Genomic DNA, 17498 nt, shown 5'->3' with positions numbered 1-17498 from the left:
TATTGTTGCGAAAACCGGGCGCAAGCAGCAAGATGTTTGTAATGTACAATGATTCGTATCGCATGCGATGTCCCGCTTTGACGTCGATACGTCATTATTCAAGAATGTTTTAACCAAACAAAATTACAACAGATGCATATTTTTTAAGGTCGATTCTCGAAAAACAATCCACTTTTGCGGTCCTTACACGAAGGACCCCTGGAAAATCTCGGGGCATGCACTGGAGATCGCGCCCTGGGTAGGTTATGCTGGGTTCAATTATCTTTCCTCAAGAGGAGTTCATTTTCCTCTCGCCGCAGCATCAACGTAACATCGTGACCGGTAGGCGAAGATGCTGCAAATTTCCGCCAATGCGTTTTTTGACCTGCCAGATCTCCGATAGGCCGGTCGTCGATATGGATGCGTATCTTTGCGTTCGTGGCACTTTAAAGCATTGACTCTCCGGTCTGCGCCTTACGGGCTCGGGCTGCTTCTGCTTTTTTGCGCCGCTTCCTCCGGGCGGAGCGAAACGATGGCGGGCGCGCTCGCCAGCGCCTATTCCACCAATCCGGATCTGAACCAGCAGCGCGCCGGACTGCGCGCAACCGATGAATCCGTGCCCCAGGCGCTTGCGCTCGGCCGGCCGAACATCGTCGGCAGCGGGCAATATGGTATCAGCCATCGCTATGCCTCGCTGCCGGGCGTATCCGGGAGCGCCTTCGGTGGCCGTTCCACCAATGACATCGGCAATGTCGGCGCGACGATCACCCAAAACATCTTCAACGGCAATCAGACGCTGAACAGCGTCCGCAGCGCCGAATCATCGATTCTCAGCGCCCGGGAAGTCCTGCGCGGCACCGAGCAGCGCATTCTGCAAAATGGCGCCACCTCCTATATGGATGTCCTGCGCGACACGGCGATCGTCGCCTTGCGGCGCAACAACATCACAGTTCTCGTCGAGCAATTGCGCCAGACGCGCTACCGTTTCCAGCTCGGCGATGTCACGAAAACCGACGTGGCCCAGGCAGAATCAAGTCTCGAGAATGCCCGCTCGGAATATTTCGCGGCGCAGGCCAATCTGAAGATCAGCATCGCCAATTTCCGCCAGGTCATCGGCCATGAGCCGAACCAGCTTCAGCCCGCCGCCACAGTCGAGAAATATCTGCCCGCCAACCTCGACAAGGCGGTGATTGTCGCCTTCGCAGAACATCCCTCGATCCAGTCTGCACGGCATGCGGTGGATCAGGCGGCCTCACAGGTCAAGATCATCGAAGGCCAGCTTTATCCGCAGGTCGATTTCGTCGCCAATACGCTCAAGAACCTCAACGTCAATGGCCAGAAAGGCTATCAGCGCTACGCCACCACTGTCGGCCCCCAGGTGACGGTTCCCCTCTATGCCAACGGCGGCATTACCTATGCGCAAATCCGCCAGGCCAAGGAACAGGTGACGCAGGCGCAATTGCAGGCCGATCTGCAGAAAACCCAGGTTCGCGCCACATTGGTTTCCACCTGGGGTGAATTGGAAACGGCCCGGGCCACGATCCAATCGGCCGAGGCATCGGTCCGGGCGTCAGAGATCGCCCTGACCGGCGTGCGGCTCGAAGCACAGGTCGGCCAGCGCACCACGCTCGACGTCCTGAATGCCCAGCAGACATTGCTCAGCATGCGCGTCAGGCTCGTCACCGCCCAGCGCGACCGTGTCGTGGCCTCCTATGCGGTGCTTGGCGCCATGGGGAAATTGACCGCAGCCAATCTGCATCTCGGCGTCATCCAATATGATCCGACCGTGCATTTCAAGCAGATCAAGGATAAATGGGTCGGCATCAGGACGCCGGACGGCCGCTGATTGCTTCGAGCGGCTCCTCATTCCGCTTTCACCGGCGCATGAATTTAATCAAAATTTCACGACTCGCGCGCTTCTTTTGAAAGATCAGGCGCCGCGCTCTTCGCATGCGTGGCCATCCCGAATCCTGATCGAGAGATGCAGACCTATCTGGAGACTTCTATGAGTGAAGCCGGTCCCGGCGAGAACCGTTCAAACCGCCATGGCGGTTCTCCCCATGCCGATATTGCCGAAAGCGGTGTCGCGGCGGAGGAATTGAAGCAATTCGTCGAACGGATCGAGCGGCTCGAAGAGGAAAAAAAGGCACTCAGCGACGACATCAAGGATGTCTATGCGGAGATGAAGGGGCGTGGATTCGACGTGAAGGTCGTGCGCCAGATCATCCGCCTGCGCAAACAGGATCATGCCGAGCGGATGGAAATGGAAGCCATCCTTGAGCTCTATATGGACGCCTTGAAAATGTAATTATTTTTCCCGACAGCCGGGATTAATGAGACCTAGGATAGGAGCCCGTCAGGCGATGAGGCCGGCATAGACCGCGCGGTCGATATTGCCGCCGGTCAGAACGAGGCCGATCTTGCGGCCGGCCTGACGCTCTTTTTCCTTGAGCAAGGCAGCGAGCGGAGCCGCGCCCGCGCCCTCCGCGAGATTATGCGTATCTTCGTGATAGGCGCGCACGGCCATCCGGATTTCATGCTCTTCCACCCGCACCACGCGGGCCGCCCCCTGGTGGATGATCGTGAGCGCGTCTTCGCGCGGCACCCGGCAGGCCATGCCATCGGCGATGGTCATCGCGCTTTCCGTGGTGACGGGATGGCCCGCCTCGAAACTTTGCGCATAGGCATCGGCGGCGGCGGCAACCACGCCGACGATCTCGGTTTTGAGACCCAGAAGATCGCGTGTCCGGATCAGGCCGCAAATACCGGAACCGAGCCCGATCGGCACATAGACGGTATCGAGATCTGGCACGGCCTCGAAGAATTCAAGCGCGTAGGTCGCGACACCGCGCACCAGATCGGGATGGAAGGCAGGCACCATATGCCAGCCATTGTCCTTGGCGAGCACCGAGGCGGTCTCCAGCGCTGCATCGAAATCGCGTCCGCTTTCGATCACCTGAGCGCCAAAGGCCCGCATCGCGGCGTTTTTCTCAACCGAATTACCGATCGGCACGACGATCGTCACCTTCAGCCCGGCGCGGCCGCCGGCAAGCGCGAGGCTCTGGCCGTGATTGCCGCGCGTCGCACTGACAATCCCCTTGATGTCCGGGGCTGTGCGCGTGAGATGATCGATATAGACGAGCCCCCCGCGCAGCTTGAAGGCGCCGGTCGGCGTATGGTTTTCATGTTTGACATGGACCAGCGCGCCGCTGCGGGCCGAAAGCAGCGGCCAGTGATGGGCCGGGGTCGGCCCCATCGTTTCATGCACCAGCGCCGCCGCCTGATGGAGACCTTCAAGATCGAACACGAGCCGCTTCAGCCCCGGGCGTCAGTCTTTGGCGCGTTCGACATAGGAACCGTCTTCCGTCAGGATGACGATCCGGGTGCCCGCCGAAATATGTGGCGGCACCATGGCCCTCATGCCGTTCGACAGCTTGGCCGGCTTGTAAGAGGAAGAAGCAGTCTGCCCCTTCATGGCGGGCTCGGTCTCCATCACTTCGAGCGTGACGCGGGCCGGCAGCTGGATCGCGACGGCGACGCCGTTGAAGATCGAGAGGATGCAGACCATGCCTTCCTGGAGATAGACCGCCTGGTCGCCAATCACATCCGGCGGCACGATGATCTGATCGTAAGTCTCCGTATTCATGAACGTATAGCCGTCCGCATCCTGATACAGATAGCTGAAATTCATGTCCTCGACATAGGCGCGCTCGACCTGTTCCGTCGTCTTGTAGCGGTCCGTGGTCTTGACGCCATCAGAGAGGCGGCGCATGTCGATCTGCGTCGTCGGCGTGCCCTTGCCGGGATGGAAGCTCTCGGCGGTCAGAACGACATAAAGCTGGCCATCTTCCTTCTCGATGATATTGCCCTTGCGGATTGAACTGGCGATGACTTTCACGAACTTTCCTTTATACGGGGCGCGCGGGCGCGTGACGAAGCTTTGCGGATAATGCAAAGCCGGAAGGCGCCGGCCGCGGCGCGATGAGGTGAATTGATGGCGGCCCAGAGAGGGCCAGGACCATCAATGGACACGAGGCAGCATTGATTTTGCTTCGAGAAACAAAATCAATGCTGCCCAAAAGGCCGTTCCCAAAGGGCCATTCCCAAGAGGCCGTATCCGAAGGGATTGGAGAAACGGCTCTGCCGGAGCCGCCCGCATCGAAACACTGGATTTCGATGCATGGCCCTTCTAAATCCTGTCTTTTGTAATTTGTCCTTAGGGCCCGAGCGGGAAGAGTCACGATCGGGTGAGGCATGCTCCAGTCGCTTAGCCGCGATCGGGTTCCTTTTTCAAGCGAAATTGCATGATGAGCGAGTATCCGGGCAAATCCGTGCCCACCCCTTCGGCCCCGCCGCCACGCAAAGCCCAGCCGGCACCGGAGCGCTGGTGGATGCCTGATGCCCATCGCCGCCGCCGTCCGAAACTCGTCGCACGCGCGGCAATGATTGAGGCGGCGCGGGCTTTCTTCCGCACCGGTGATTTCATCGAAGCCGATACGGCGATCCTGCAGATTTCACCCGGCAACGAAACCCATATCGGCGCCTTTGCGACCCGCTTTCAGCCGCAGGGTGGCGAGGGCCAGCCTTATTATCTTCATACGTCGCCGGAATTCGCCGCCAAGAAACTGCTGGCGGCGGGAGAAGAACGTCTGTTCATTTTTCAGCATGTCTTTCGCAACGGCGAGCTCGATCGGCTACATCATCCCGAATTCCTGATGCTCGAATGGTATCGCGCCGGTGCGCCCTATGACCAGCTGATGGAGGATTGCACCGCCTTGATGCGCAGCTGCGTCACGGCAGCCGGAGCGAGCGAACTGCGTCATCGCGGCCGCAATGCCGATCCTTTCGCCGAGCCGGAGCGGATCTCGGTCTGCGCCGCGTTTCATGCCTATGCGGGGATCGATCTCGAACCCTTGCTGCCGGGCGGCCCCGAGACCCGCGACCTGTTTGCCGAGAAAGTGCGTGCGCTCGGGCTCCGCGTCAGCGACGACGATAATTGGTCGGATCTCTTCAGCAAAGTACTGTCCGACCGGGTCGAACCCAGACTTGGCGAAGGCCGCGCGACCTTTCTGACCGATTATCCCGCCTGCGAGGCGGCGCTCGCGCGCCTCAAGCCCGATCCACGCTTTGCCGAACGGTTCGAGCTTTACGCCTGTGGCGTGGAACTCGCCAATGGTTTCGGCGAATTGACCGATCCGGAAGAGCAGCGCCGCCGTTTCGAGGCCGCCATGGCCGAACGCTTGCGCATCTATGGAGAAACCTATCCGATCGACCCCGATTTTCTCGCCGCGCTCGCCATCATGCCGCAAGCCTGCGGCATTGCGCTCGGCTTCGACCGGCTCGCCATGCTGGCGACGGATGCCCGCGAGATCGCCGAGGTTCTGTGGACCCCTCTGGCGGCAATGCCGTGAAGCTTGGCCAGAAGCGGATGATCGGAGAGGGACAGCTTGAGATGAATGCGCCTTTCCCGGATGGCGGTAAAAACGGCCTGCGCAGCACCCACGACCTCGCGAAGGCCGGGCTGATCACGCCGACCGAGGCAAAAAGCCTCGCCGCGCTCGAGGCGCATTATGCCGTCGGCATCAGCGAAGCCATGGCGGCGCTGATCGACCCCGCGGATCCCCTGGACCCTATCGCCCGTCAGTTCGTGCCGGATATTCGCGAAGCCGAGAGGCTGCCCGAGGAACGCGACGATCCGATCGGCGATGCGGCTTTCAGCCCCGTCGAAGGCGTGGTGCATCGCTATCCCGACAGGGCGCTCCTGAAACTTCTGCATGTCTGCCCGGTCTATTGCCGGTTCTGCTTCCGCCGTGAAACCGTCGGCCCGCAAGGCCCGAGCCATCTCGACGCCAAGGCGCTCGATGCGGCCTTCTCCTATCTCGCCGCCAACCGGGAAATCTGGGAAGTGATCCTGACCGGCGGCGATCCATTGATGCTGTCACCACGCCGTCTCGCCGATATTCTCGCAAGGCTCGATGCCATCGGCCATATCAAAATCCTGCGCCTGCACAGCCGGGTGCCCAGCGTTGATCCCGGCCGTGTCACGCAGGACATTGTCGATCTGCTGCGGGCGAGCGGCAAAACCGTCTATCTGGTTCTCCACGCCAATCATCCGCGCGAATTGACGCCTGCGGCGCGCCGGGCCTGCGCCGCCTTCATCGATGGCGGCATTCCCATGCTGAGCCAGAGCGTGCTGCTGCGCGGCGTGAACGACAAGGTCGAGATTCTGGCGGAACTGATGCGCGCCTTCGTGGAGATGCGCATCAAACCCTATTATCTGCATCATCCCGATCTCGCGCCCGGCACCAGCCATTTCCGGCTTTCCATCAGCGAGGGCCAGGCCCTGATGCGCGCTTTGCGTGGCCGCCTCTCCGGCCTCTGCCAGCCAGCCTATGTGCTGGATCTGCCCGGCGGACATGGCAAATCGCCGGTCGGCCCGAATTATCTTAGCGCCGGCGCGGAAGGCGCCCCCCTCATCGTCGAGGATTATCGCGGCCAAAAACATGCCTATCCGCAACAGGCTGATGCGGACACTCGCCTGGAATGATACGAGAAAACCTGATCACACAGGACGAACCGCCCGGCGGGAACGCCAGCATCACCTTCCCGTTTCAATGCCAGGCTCAAGACCTCTGGATGTCCGGTGCTTTCATGTCGCTCGAAACGGCCGCACGGTCGAAGAATGGCCATTTGCCGGGCGTAAGATCGCCATCATGCCGGTTGGGGCCGAAGCCGCCAGCCGCCTATCCTTTCGGCCATGTCTCGTTGGTCCTGACCTGTTGGGAATCACGAGATCCGGCGGCAACCGCCGCCCCGCCGTCGCGGGGCCAAATCTCAATGAGGCAAGTCTCAATAAATCATTTTCATTGAGCCTTATCATGCCACCCTTCCGAAGGAATAAGGTGGCACGCTCTTATAAATCATTGAAGTAAAATGATTTATAAGAGCGGAACCCGGAATTCCTACGAAATTCGGGTATATCAAACCATTCAGTGACGCGGATGCGTATCGCCAAACCGCGCAAGGGAATTCTCGTGCTCAAACGTCTCGCCCTTTTGCTTTGCACGCTCATCCTGGCCGTCTCTTCCACCAATATCCTGTCCGGCAGCTCCGTCATGGCGCAGAATGCGGCGGCGGATACGCCTACCGAAACACCTGCCGCTGCGATCGCCGGGCCTTTGACACCGCTGCCCACGGATTATGGGAAGAAGCTCGATCAGGCGCGAGCCACATTGGATCAGATCGGCCAAAGCCTACAGCGCCATGAACTGCGTGCCGATGATTTCGACAGTCTCCAGGCGCAGATTCCGCCACTGCAGACGAGTGTCACCGATATCATCAACCATTTGACGCCACGCCTCGCAGCCATCAAGCAGCGGCTCGATCAATTGGGGCCGAAACCTGCCGATAACGCACCGCCGGAAAGCCCGGCGGTTACCGCCGAGCGCGCCGACCAGCAAAAAGCCTATAGCGAAACCGACGAACTGCTGAAACGCGCCAAGCTGCTCTCGGTCCAGGCTGATCAGACCAATAATTTCATCATCACGCAGCGGCGCGGCCTCATCACGCGCTCTCTTTTCGCGCGCGTCACAAGTCCACTCGCGCCGTCCGTCTGGACCGAATTGCTGCCGGAACTTCCCAATGAATTCGAGGCTGTGAACGCCGTTTTCAAGGATGGTTTCAGTACGATCAACGAGCGGCTGGTTGGCTGGCGCATGTCGGCCTTCTGGGGCATGCTCGCCACCATCGCCATTCTTTACTGGCCCGCCTGGCGCCTCTCCTTCCGGTTTCTCTCGCGGCAGCCGAAAATCACCGAACCGACCATGCTGCAAAAGGCGCTCGCCGCCTGGTGGAGCCTGATCGTCGTCGCCGTCCTACCGGTCCTTGTCGTTCTGGGCATCAGCCAGGTCATGGCCGGGTTCGGCATCAACGACACGCGCCTGCAGCCCTTCTTCGAAGCCTTGGGCTTCGGCACATTGAACGTGACCTCGGTCGCCGCGATCAGCAATGGCTTTCTCTCCATGCGGCGGCCGAAATGGCGCCTGGTCGAAATCGATGATGCCCGCGCGCAGCGCGTCTTCGTCGCCGCAGTGGCCCTGGCGGTGGTTGTCGCCGGCGTGAAAATCATCGAGGCCCTGAACCAGATCATCTATGCCTCGCTGCCGTTTGGCATCGTCACCCGTGCGACAGGCGCATTATTGGGCGTTCTGGTGCTCTTCGTGTTGCTGTTTTCCGGCTCGGTGCAGCTGGAGGACGACGACAAATCCGATGACCAGAAAGGTGCCTCCTATGAAGAGGACGGCAAGGTCAATTACATCAGCATCATCCGCCTGGCACTGTGGGGCGTATCCCTCACGGTGATGGTAGCGGTATTGGCCGGCTTCATCGCTTTCGGCAATTTTCTCCTGGGCCAGGTCCTGTGGGTCGGCGCCGTCATCTGCCTGCTGGTCATGGCCGTGCAACTCGCCGACAGCGTTCTCTCGACGGTGCTCACTCCCTCGAGCCGGTTCGGCCGCCGCCTCATCAGGCTTCTCGGCCTGCACCGCGGGACCCTCGACATTGTCGCGATCCTGCTCTCCGGCATTCTTCGCGTGATCTTTCTTCTGATCGCGATCTTCTGCCTGCTTGCCCCATGGGGATGGCAATCGAACGACGTCTCGAACGATCTCGGCTCGATCTTCTTCGGCTTCAAGATCGGCGGCATCACGATTTCCCTCTCCGGCATCATCATGGGCATGGCGGTCTTCGCCGCCGCCTATCTTTCCGTTCATGCCGTGCAGAAATGGCTCGATACGCAGCTTCTGCCGAAGACGCGGCTCGATTCCGGCATACGCAATTCCATCCGCACCAGCCTCGGCTATCTCGCGGTCATTCTCGCCGTGGCAATGTCCTCGGCCTATATCGGCATCAATTTCGAACGGCTCGCGCTTCTCGCCGGCGCCCTGTCGGTCGGTATCGGTTTCGGCCTGCAATCGATCATCAACAATTTCGTGTCGGGCCTCATTCTCCTTTGGGAACGTGCGGTGCGTGTCGGCGACTGGATCGTCGTCGGCGGCGAACAGGGTTTTGTCCGCAAGATCAATGTCCGCTCGACGGAAATCGAAACCTTCGACCGGGCGGCCGTCATCATTCCCAATTCGAACATCATCAGCGGCGTCGTCAAAAACCTCGTCCGTAACGATACGACGGCGCGTATCGTCATCAAGCTGACGGTCTCCTCGACCGCCGATCCGGAGAATGTGCGCACGACGCTTCTCGATATCGCCAAATCGCACGAAATGGTCATGACCATGCCGAGCCCGCAGGTGCTGTTCACCGACCTCACCGGAGCGAGCCTCAGCTTCGACCTGATCTGCTATGTCGCCGATGTGCTGACGCTGGCGCGGGTGAAGAGCGATCTCCATTTCGAGATCTGCCGGCGCTTCAAGGAGGAGAAATTCTTCAACGGCGCGCCTCCTGATCCGACGCGCGTCGATATTCTCGGGCTCGATCATTTCGGCGCCCTTATCGCGCGCTCCGATGGTCCCCGCGGCGAGGAAACGCGGCCAATGGAAAAGCCCACGCACCAAAAGGCCGCCGGAGCGGGGCCGAACGGTCAATGAAAACGATCGCCAGGGAAAAACGCGCATCGTGCCGCGACGAAGCGACACGGCCGGTCGCAATCCTTGTGGCTTCTGCCTTTGCGGCCGCTCTCGCCGGTTGCGCCCTGGCCCCGAAAACCACTCAGCAGGCCGCGCATCCGCCGATCGCCGCCAAGCCCCTCGATGTCGATCCGGCGACGGCGGAACGGTTGATCTCCTCTTATCGCATGGCCCATGGGCTCACGCCCGTGCGGCTCGACCCCCGGCTGCAGGCCTTCGCGCGCGATCAGGCCGAGGCTATGGCGCGGGCGGATCATTTGAGTCACGAAATAGCGGCTCCACTCGCCGCCAGGCTTGCCAAGATCAATCTCGCCAAGGCGACGGCCGTCGAAAACGTCTCGGCAGGCTATGCGACGACGCCCGCCGTTTTCGCCGGCTGGTGCCATTCGCCCGGCCACGACGCCAATTTGCGGGATCCGGCAATGCGCCGTATGGGCATCGGCGCCGCGGAAGCGCCGGGCACGCGTTACCGCACCTATTGGGCGCTAGTCATGACCGATTGATCTGCGGCGGTCGTCAGCCCGGAATTTTAAAACTCATCCCGCACCGTCGGTGGCTTCCAATTGGATAAATTTAGATGGTGTCTCTGTTTGAAATTTGTGCCAATTGCCTTCCGTTCACCATGCCAGCCTACCTTATGATATGCTTAGTACAAGACACTGTTTGGCTTTGGAGTATGGAAGACACCCTGTTTCTGATCAATGCGCCGGAAGAGCCGGCGAAGAAACACGGAGCATATAGTTTCACTAGAAATGTGTGAACTAATTGGGTACACATTGGTTCTGGATTTGAGAGGATGGAGCCGATGGTTGAGCGTGTTTCTTTAGGCTTTACACCGCCAGATCGGGCCGATTTCCAGAAAAGACTTAAAGAATCTATAGCAAAGGGCGTTTCAGAAGCCGAACTTGCCGAACAAAAAGCGAGTTTTGTTTATGGAAATGCCCCTTCAGATTCTCGCATCACTAAGGATTCGGCACGGCATGCGGCCGCGAATATTCGGATAGAAAAGATTAGCTGAGAGAAATAGGCCCTTATAGGGCCTATTTTTTGGAGGTTACTTTGTTCGTATTGGAAGATGAAAATCAAACTCTTTATGATAGGGTGCAGGAGCGCAACTTAGCCCGCCAGTATGATCTCCTGATCACCTGTATAGAGGTGGGTATAATTCAGGGCGTTCGGGCATTCGATAAATATCTTTTATGGTCTTTAAACGCCGCAGCCGTATCGAACATTTCTCAATTCGGCGGACGATTCAGAGAAGAACCAGTTTACCTAAAAGATCACACACCACCCCACTTTGAAAAAGTGCCATATTTAATGGATCAATTTATTTCCACCGTTCAGGAAAATTGGTTCGTCTGGTCTGAGACAGTATTGGCATCCTATGTTCTTTGGAGGCTAAATTGGATACATCCATTTATTGAAGGTAATGGCCGTACCGCGAGGGCTGCTTGTTATTATATATTATGCGCAAAATCTGGAGGCTTGCCAGGAGGCAAGATTATAGTGCCGGAACGCATTCGCCACGAAAGAACGCCATATTACGACGCGCTAAAAGAGGCAGATCAGTTTTGGTTCGAAGGCGATCTTAAGTTCCCAAAAATGGAAGCGTATCTGGCCCGACTTCTTGATGAGCAGGTCAGGGACATGCCCTTAGACGGAGCGAGCGGAGCAAATCAGACGCCCCCATTTGGCGGTTAAATTCAAATTGAGACATCATCTGAATTTACCGATGATGGTAGAAAACAAGAACATAAGAGGGCATTGTGAGTCTCAATAATCGAGGCCCCGAGGCACACAGCCTCGCACAAGCGATCGCCAAGGCAACTGGAGAAAGCCTGACAAAGATCGTTACGCAAGCTCTACGTGAACATTCCGCCAGGATCGAGCGCCAAAAGGGCAAGGCCAGTGTGAACAACTGCTGACAATCGCAGACCGGGCGGCTGTGCATCTCGCGGGGCCTTGCGTCGATCACTCCACATTACTTTACGACGACCGCGGCCTTCCGAAATGATCCCCGATAGGTCGGCGATTGCTTTGCCTATGCGCTGGCGAGAGCGACGGGAGAGTCCCTTCTCTTCAAAGGGAATGATTTTCAGCAAACCGACATCACGCCTGCTCGTTGAGCCAGACTTCCGTCAGAGCGTAGCCTGCTTCCGCCGCAATGCGTATGCATCGCCCCCGCTCTGTCCTTTCCGGCTGGGGCAGAACCGGGACGCGGGGATAAAGGTGAGAAGCCGCAAGCGCCCTATCGCACGTCTCATGTTCATCGAGGCGCAACAGGTTCATCCGCGTCGGCAACAGGAGCTTGCATTGCCCCGCATCAGCCTGCGCCATGACCGCCGCGGGCTGCAACCAGGCAAGCCGCACCGCCTCATGGCCATCGCAGCGTGGCACCTGCCCGGCAGGGGCCTTGGCGAGATAGAAATGCGTGTCGAACCGTTTCGGCAGATCGAGCGGTGTGATCCAATGGCCGAAGGGATAGAGGCCGCCGAGCGCCAGCCGCCCCCCGCTGCGCGCAACGAGGGAATGGAAATCCGCTCCCGCCCCAATGTCCGGATCGGGAAGGAAGGGCCTGTCGAGCAGGAGAAGACCCGTCTCCTCGAACAATTCACGACAGGCGGCGATCCGCAAAATCTGCTCGTCTTCCGGCAGATCTTCCGGATCGTCGATGAGATCGCCCCAAAGGTCCGCGCCATCCTCGGCCTCGACGCAACCGCCAGGAAAGACCAGCGCCGAGCCGAATACCGCCGCCGCGTGGCGCTCCATCATCAGCACTTCGAATGGCTCATCGCGGATGAGCAGCACGGAAGCCGAGAGACGCGGCTCGCTCACGCGGCGCTCACCCCTTCAGGAGCCGTATCCAGCAGGCCGCGCTTGCGCAAAAGGGCTTCCGGCGCCGGGGCGCGGCCGCGGAAACCGGCATAGGCGGTCTCCGGATCGCGGCTGTAGCCCGCTGAATAGACATGGTCATGCAGCCTTTTGGCGAGTTCCGGGTCAAAAATGTCGCCCTTTTCCTCGAAGGCATCGAAACCATCGGCGTCGAGAATTTCCGACCAGAGATAGGAATAATAACCGGCCGAATAGCCATCGCCCGTAAAGATGTGCTGAAAATGCGGGGTGCGATGGCGCATGATGATCGCCTCCGGCATGGCGAGTTTCGCCAATGTGTCGGCCTCGAAGGCGACGATGTCGATCTCCTCACCATCCTGTCCGGCCTTGAGGTGCAGATCGAGATCGACGAGGGCGGAAGCGGTATATTCGACTGTGGCGAAACCCTGGTTGAACTGACGCGCCGCCAGCACCTTTTCGAGCAGCGGCTCGGGCATCGGCTCGCCGGTTTCGTGATGCACGGCGAAGCGGCGCAAAACCTCCGGCTGTTCCAGCCAATGTTCATAGAGCTGGGAAGGAAATTCGACGAAATCGCGCGCGACGCTGGTGCCGGAAATCATCGGATAGGTCACATTCGAGAGCATGCCATGGAGGGCATGGCCGAATTCGTGGAACAAAGTCCGCGCATCATCGAAACTGAGCAGCGCCGGGGCGCCCTCCGCGCCGCGCGCGAAATTCAGGACGTTGACGACGATCGGCAAAACCGGTGTCTCGTCGAGCTTGTGCTGCTCGCGGAAGACGCTCATCCAGGCCCCGCTATGCTTTGAAGGCCGCGCGAAATAATCGCCGATGAAGAGAGCGATCGGTGCGCCGTCGCGGGCGACGGTCCAGGCGCGGGCGTCCTTGTGATAGAGCGGGACATCGAACCGTTCGGTGAAGGTGAGGCCGAACAATTTTCCTGCCGTATCGAACACCGCCTCAACCAATTTTTCGAGCTGGAGATAGGGCTTGGTCTCGCCTTCATCGAGATCGAATTCGGCCTTGCGCTGCTTTTCGGCATAATAACGCCAGTCCCAGGCGGCGATCTCGAAATTGCCACCCTCCTGCGCCGCAATGGCGCGCAGAGCCTCCTGTTCCCGCAAGGCACGCGCCCGCGCCGGCTGCCAGACCGAATAAAGAAGATCAAGCGCGGCCTCCGGCGTCTTCGCCATCGTATCGGCCAATTTGAAATGGGCGAAGGTCGGAAAGCCAAGCAGCTTCGCCCGCTCAGCCCGTAATTTCACCATTTCGGCGGCAATGGCGCGATTATCGGTTGCCCCGCCATTTTCGCCGCGCAGGCTCCAGGCACGGAAAGCCTGTTCACGCAAATCGCGCCGCGCGGAAAATTGCAGGAAAGGCTCGATCGAGGAGCGCGCGAGCGTGATGACATATTTGCCGGGCAGGCCAAGCTCCTGTGCCGTCGCCGCCGCCGAGGCGACGAGTGAGTCGGGAAGGCCTGCGAGATCTTCCTTTGTTTCAAGAACGAGCCGATAGGCCTTCTCATCGGCCAGCACATTCTGGCTGAATTGCGTGCCAAGCGTCGCGAGCCGTTCCGAGATTTCGGCGAGACGCGCCTTGGCTTCGGGTGCGAGGGCCGCCCCGTTGCGGGTAAAGGCAATATGATAACGCTCAAGCACCCGCGCTTGCTCGGGATCAAGGCCCAGCGACTCCCGCTCATTCCACAAGCTCTCGATCCGGCGGAATAGAGCCTCGTTCAGATAGATGGCGCTGCGATGGCGCGACATGAGCGGCGCGATTTCGCGCTCGACTTCCTCGAGCGCATCATTGGTGTCGGCACCGGCAAGATTGAAGAAAGTAAGCGAGACCCGGTCGAGATCATTGCCAGCCCGTTCCAGCGCCCCGATCGTATTGGCAAAAGTCGGCGGCTGCGGATTCTCGGCAATCGCCTCGATCTCCGCGCGCGCGGCGGCGAAGGCTTGCGTAAAGGCCGGCATGAAATGGGAGGCTTCGACACGATCGAAGGGAGGAGCCTCGAAAGGTCCGGTCCAGCGCTCCAGCAATGGGTTGTCGACCGCGTCCATCCACTCGCTCCTGCCATATTTTTCCGTTGTGAAGCAATTTGCGCACCGAGGCCGGCGCTTTCAAGGGGGATTTTCGAAAGGCAAGCGCAAGGGAGATTCGCAAGGGACGCTCGCAAGGGGCACACGCAAGGCCCGGTTTTCCTACCAAAGGCTGCTGGGGATTTTGTACGGGAAATCTTTGAATCGTTCGCGTCTTGTTCTAAAAATATATCCTTACCGCAAGGGAGGGAGCCATGACCGGTCTGCAAACCCAGGAATACCCGGCGCAAGGGCCTGCAAAGGCGCGGACCCTGCCGCAGGCAACCCATTCCGACGCCGGGGACTCGCCAAAAGCTACCTCCGGTACACCGATCCATTATGCCATCACACCCTGTTCCCTGGGCCTCGCGCTCGTCGCCCTTACCAGCAAGGGCCTCTGCGCCATCCAGCTCGGCGATGACGAAGACCAGCTCCGTCAGGATCTGCAAAGCCGTTTCCCACAGGCGGCCCTGACGCGCGCCGACGCGGCCCTCGACGCAACGATCGGCAAGGTCCTCACCTTCATCGAGGCACCGCAAACCGGTCTCGATCTGCCGCTCGATACAAACGGCACCGCATTTCAGGAACGCGTCTGGACCGAGCTCAATGCCATTCCTTACGGCAAAACCGTGAGCTATACCGAAATCGCGACTCGAATCGGCAAACCCAAAGCGGTGCGCGCCGTGGCTCAAGCCTGCGGAGCCAACAGGATCGCCATCGCCATCCCCTGCCATCGCGTGGTGCGTCATGATGGCGCCCTGTCCGGCTATCGCTGGGGTATTGACCGCAAACGCATTCTTCTGGCGCGGGAAGCGCTCTGATCAGGAACGACATTTCATGGTGTTGCGCGCGACCATTGTCCTGCCTCGCGGAAGCTGGCAGGAAACGCCTGCCGATGTCGTGGTGCTTGATTATGACGCCCGGCATCGCCGCCGCATCCGCATGCAGGGCGTGCATGGGCTCGATTTCCTTCTCGATCTCGAAACGGCTCTGATGCTGCGCCATGGCGATGCGCTGAAACTCGAAGACGGACGCCTGGTCGAGGTCGTGGCGGAGCCGGAACCGCTCATCGAGATCATCTGTCCGGATATCACCGAACGGGTCAGGATCGCCTGGCATCTCGGCAATCGCCATGTGCCAGTCGAGATCAACGGCGCCAAACTGCGTATCCGCCACGATCGCGTTCTTCTCGAGCTCCTGCAAACATTCAAGCGGCACAATGCCGCTTTGCGGTTGCGCGCGATCGAAGCTCCCTTCGAGCCGGAGGGCGGCGCCTATGTGGGCCATGAGATTGCGCATGACGAGATTGCGCATGACAATCTGACGGATCGCTCAGCGCCCGGACATGATCATGGTGATCACACTCATGATCACGGCCATAATCACGCACATCGCCATGGATGAAGCCGCCCCCCAGGTCCTGCCGCTTTTCGTCTGGCTTTCCCCTTCCTTTCCGGTCGGAAGCTTCGCCTATTCACATGGGCTCGAATGGGCGATCGAAACGGGTGCGATCCGCGACGCAACAAGTCTCGCCGGCTGGATCGATCCGTTTTTCGACCATGGCGTGCTGCATAACGAGGCCGTGCTGCTCAATCTCGGCTGGCGCTCCGCGCGCCATGGCGACACGAGGGCTTTCGCCGATCTCAACACCCTCGCGCTCGCCCTCTGCCCGAGCCGCGAATTGCATCTTGAGACCAGCCAACAGGGGGCGGCTTTCCTAGCCGCCGCCAGCGCTGCCTGGCCGTTTGCGGCCCTGCCGTCGTTTCAATCCTGTCTCGATGAAGAGATCGCCTATCCGCTCGCCGTGGCACTATTCGCAGCGGGTCATGGCATTGCACAACAGCCTCTCACCGAAGTCTTTCTCATGGCTTTTTGCGGCAATCTCGTTTCGGCCGCACAGAAACTCGCAATCGTGGGACAGAGCGAAGCCCAGCAGATGCTCGCCGGCTGGCGCACAAAGATCGACGCTCTCGCGCGTTTCGCCGTCGATGCGGAAGAATCGGCGCTCGGCACCTGCGCCTATAGTGCCGATATCGCCTCGATGAAGCATGAGACGCAATATTCGCGTCTGTTTCGTTCCTGAACCCGACCTTTTTCGCAGACCTCAGGCCCCAAGATCAGGACCGAAGAGATGACCTCCGCACCCGACAGGATCACAGCAGCCATAAGTGGCGCTACCCACCCTCCGGCCTCCACCCATGGCCCATTACGCGTCGGCATAGGCGGCCCGGTCGGCAGCGGCAAAACAGCCTTGATGGAACAGCTCTGCACAAGGTTGCGGAGTCATTATGACCTCGTTGCGATTACCAATGATATTTACACGAGAGAGGATGCACGCATCCTGACAGTCGCCGGAGCTCTCGAGGCCGAGCGCATCCTCGGCGTCGAGACCGGCGGCTGTCCACATACGGCGATCCGCGAGGATGCATCGATCAATCTCGCGGCGATCGCGACCATGCGGCAGCGGTTTCCGAATCTCGATCTGATCCTGATCGAATCGGGCGGTGACAATCTCGCGGCGACTTTTTCGCCGGAACTCGCCGATCTCACGCTTTATGTCATTGATGTATCCGGGGGAGAAAAAATTCCGCGCAAGGGAGGGCCAGGCATCACTCGGTCGGATCTTCTGATCATCAACAAGATCGACCTTGCCGATCATGTCGGCGCTTCGCTGGCAGTGATGGAAGAGGACGCGAAAAGGATGCGCGGAGACAAGCCTTTCGTCTTCACCAATATGAAGACCGGGGAAGGCATGGACGCCGTCATACGTTTCATTTTACATCAGGGTGGGCTCGATCAAAAACCTGAAGTCTGAAGCCACTTGAAGATGAATGCGCATTCATGAATTGCGCTTCATGTGGTTGGCATACCCAATGGCGGAAAGCCTTCCAGGAGAAGAATAGGCCTTTATCTCCGAGCGACAAGCTCACCCTGAAACTGTATGCAA

The 17498-nt window shown here is 59.4% G+C and carries 17 protein-coding genes and 1 pseudogene; 14 read left to right on the top strand and 4 right to left on the bottom strand.

Features of this window, described 5'->3' with window-relative positions:
* Nucleotides 1-511: 511 nt before the first annotated feature.
* Together DL88_RS03730 and DL88_RS03725 are read left to right on the top strand one after the other, a co-directional pair.
* Nucleotides 512-1825 carry a TolC family outer membrane protein gene (locus DL88_RS03730; protein WP_156970917.1) on the top strand — a complete coding sequence of 438 codons (1314 nt, stop codon included), beginning with the start codon at nt 512-514 and terminating at the stop codon, nt 1823-1825.
* 159 nt (nt 1826-1984) lie between these two features.
* Nucleotides 1985-2287 (top strand): DUF2312 domain-containing protein, encoded by a 303-nt coding sequence (locus DL88_RS03725; RefSeq protein WP_210165258.1) that lies wholly within the window; start codon nt 1985-1987, stop codon nt 2285-2287.
* A gap of 48 nt (nt 2288-2335) precedes the next feature.
* On the opposite strand, the gene DL88_RS03720 is transcribed toward DL88_RS03725, so the two are convergent.
* Entirely contained in the window at nt 2336-3286 is a 951-nt protein-coding gene (locus DL88_RS03720; protein ID WP_034991770.1) for a threonine dehydratase, read from the bottom strand.
* Nucleotides 3287-3307: 21 nt separating this feature from the next.
* Complete coding sequence (efp, locus tag DL88_RS03715; protein ID WP_034991766.1) at nt 3308-3877, bottom strand: elongation factor P; 570 nt, start codon at nt 3875-3877, stop codon at nt 3308-3310.
* Between the two features lie 406 nt (nt 3878-4283).
* Here efp and epmA point away from each other — a divergent pair, with 406 nt between their 5' ends.
* The 8 genes and pseudogenes from epmA to DL88_RS20725 form a co-directional block, all read left to right on the top strand.
* The gene (gene epmA, locus DL88_RS03710; protein WP_370736381.1) at nt 4284-5390 is read left to right on the top strand and encodes an EF-P lysine aminoacylase EpmA; all 1107 of its coding nucleotides are present in this window, start codon (nt 4284-4286) and stop codon (nt 5388-5390) included.
* Nucleotides 5391-5431: 41 nt separating this feature from the next.
* Nucleotides 5432-6526, top strand: a complete 1095-nt coding sequence (locus tag DL88_RS03705) for a lysine-2,3-aminomutase-like protein (protein ID WP_034992296.1) — start codon at nt 5432-5434, stop codon at nt 6524-6526.
* Between the two features lie 454 nt (nt 6527-6980).
* On the top strand, nt 6981-9581 hold the full coding sequence (locus tag DL88_RS03695; protein ID WP_034991761.1) for a DUF3772 domain-containing protein: 2601 nt from the start codon (nt 6981-6983) through the stop codon (nt 9579-9581).
* Nucleotides 9578-10123: a CAP domain-containing protein gene (locus tag DL88_RS03690; protein ID WP_084704877.1), complete on the top strand. Its 546-nt coding sequence runs from the start codon at nt 9578-9580 to the stop codon at nt 10121-10123. The genes DL88_RS03695 and DL88_RS03690 overlap by 4 nt, the downstream gene beginning before the upstream one ends.
* 302 nt (nt 10124-10425) lie before the next feature.
* The gene (locus tag DL88_RS20125) at nt 10426-10638 is read left to right on the top strand and encodes a hypothetical protein (protein ID WP_156970916.1); all 213 of its coding nucleotides are present in this window, start codon (nt 10426-10428) and stop codon (nt 10636-10638) included.
* Between the two features lie 41 nt (nt 10639-10679).
* Nucleotides 10680-11321, top strand: a complete 642-nt coding sequence (locus DL88_RS03680; protein ID WP_034991755.1) for a Fic family protein — start codon at nt 10680-10682, stop codon at nt 11319-11321.
* Between the two features lie 65 nt (nt 11322-11386).
* Nucleotides 11387-11545 (top strand): type II toxin-antitoxin system VapB family antitoxin, encoded by a 159-nt coding sequence (locus DL88_RS20730; RefSeq protein ID WP_245270602.1) that lies wholly within the window; start codon nt 11387-11389, stop codon nt 11543-11545.
* A gap of 102 nt (nt 11546-11647) precedes the next feature.
* Nucleotides 11648-11746: pseudogene (locus tag DL88_RS20725) on the top strand (type II toxin-antitoxin system VapC family toxin); the annotation flags it as partial.
* Here the strand turns inward: DL88_RS20725 and DL88_RS03675 are convergent.
* Nucleotides 11730-12455, bottom strand: a complete 726-nt coding sequence (locus tag DL88_RS03675) for an NUDIX hydrolase (RefSeq protein WP_034991752.1) — start codon at nt 12453-12455, stop codon at nt 11730-11732. The pseudogene DL88_RS20725 and the gene DL88_RS03675 sit on opposite strands and share 17 nt — an antisense overlap.
* Entirely contained in the window at nt 12452-14533 is a 2082-nt protein-coding gene (locus DL88_RS03670) for a M3 family metallopeptidase (protein WP_034991748.1), read from the bottom strand. The genes DL88_RS03675 and DL88_RS03670 overlap by 4 nt, the downstream gene beginning before the upstream one ends.
* A gap of 233 nt (nt 14534-14766) precedes the next feature.
* Here DL88_RS03670 and DL88_RS03665 point away from each other — a divergent pair, with 233 nt between their 5' ends.
* Genes DL88_RS03665 through ureG form a run of 4 tightly spaced genes read left to right on the top strand, consistent with a single transcriptional unit; the run spans nt 14767 to nt 17366 of the window.
* A complete protein-coding gene (locus tag DL88_RS03665) occupies nt 14767-15372 on the top strand; it encodes a methylated-DNA--[protein]-cysteine S-methyltransferase (protein WP_051955549.1) in 606 nt (201 codons plus the stop codon).
* 16 nt (nt 15373-15388) lie between these two features.
* Nucleotides 15389-15955, top strand: a complete 567-nt coding sequence (locus tag DL88_RS03660) for an urease accessory protein UreE (protein WP_245270601.1) — start codon at nt 15389-15391, stop codon at nt 15953-15955.
* Entirely contained in the window at nt 15903-16634 is a 732-nt protein-coding gene (locus DL88_RS03655; RefSeq protein WP_169741531.1) for an urease accessory protein UreF, read from the top strand. The genes DL88_RS03660 and DL88_RS03655 overlap by 53 nt, the downstream gene beginning before the upstream one ends.
* Nucleotides 16635-16682: 48 nt before the next feature.
* Complete coding sequence (gene ureG, locus DL88_RS03650; RefSeq protein WP_051955548.1) at nt 16683-17366, top strand: urease accessory protein UreG; 684 nt, start codon at nt 16683-16685, stop codon at nt 17364-17366.
* Nucleotides 17367-17498: the final 132 nt, after the last annotated feature.

The organism is Beijerinckia mobilis (genome assembly GCF_000745425.1).
In the GTDB taxonomy this organism is placed as follows: Bacteria; Pseudomonadota; Alphaproteobacteria; order Rhizobiales; family Beijerinckiaceae; genus Beijerinckia; species Beijerinckia mobilis.
This window is presented reverse-complemented; position numbering and strand designations above follow the sequence as displayed.

Coding starts and splice junctions, on each gene's coding strand:
- DL88_RS03725 (WP_210165258.1), top strand. CDS start 1,985: ATGAGTGAAGCCGGTCCCGGCGAGAACCGTTCAAACCGCCATGGCGGT.
- DL88_RS03660 (WP_245270601.1), top strand. CDS start 15,389: ATGGTGTTGCGCGCGACCATTGTCCTGCCTCGCGGAAGCTGGCAGGAA.
- DL88_RS03670 (WP_034991748.1), bottom strand. CDS start 14,533: ATGGACGCGGTCGACAACCCATTGCTGGAGCGCTGGACCGGACCTTTC.
- epmA (WP_370736381.1), top strand. CDS start 4,284: ATGATGAGCGAGTATCCGGGCAAATCCGTGCCCACCCCTTCGGCCCCG.
- DL88_RS03705 (WP_034992296.1), top strand. CDS start 5,432: ATGAATGCGCCTTTCCCGGATGGCGGTAAAAACGGCCTGCGCAGCACC.
- ureG (WP_051955548.1), top strand. CDS start 16,683: ATGACCTCCGCACCCGACAGGATCACAGCAGCCATAAGTGGCGCTACC.
- DL88_RS03690 (WP_084704877.1), top strand. CDS start 9,578: ATGAAAACGATCGCCAGGGAAAAACGCGCATCGTGCCGCGACGAAGCG.
- DL88_RS03665 (WP_051955549.1), top strand. CDS start 14,767: ATGACCGGTCTGCAAACCCAGGAATACCCGGCGCAAGGGCCTGCAAAG.
- DL88_RS03695 (WP_034991761.1), top strand. CDS start 6,981: ATGCGTATCGCCAAACCGCGCAAGGGAATTCTCGTGCTCAAACGTCTC.
- DL88_RS20125 (WP_156970916.1), top strand. CDS start 10,426: ATGGTTGAGCGTGTTTCTTTAGGCTTTACACCGCCAGATCGGGCCGAT.
- DL88_RS03655 (WP_169741531.1), top strand. CDS start 15,903: ATGGTGATCACACTCATGATCACGGCCATAATCACGCACATCGCCATG.
- DL88_RS03730 (WP_156970917.1), top strand. CDS start 512: ATGGCGGGCGCGCTCGCCAGCGCCTATTCCACCAATCCGGATCTGAAC.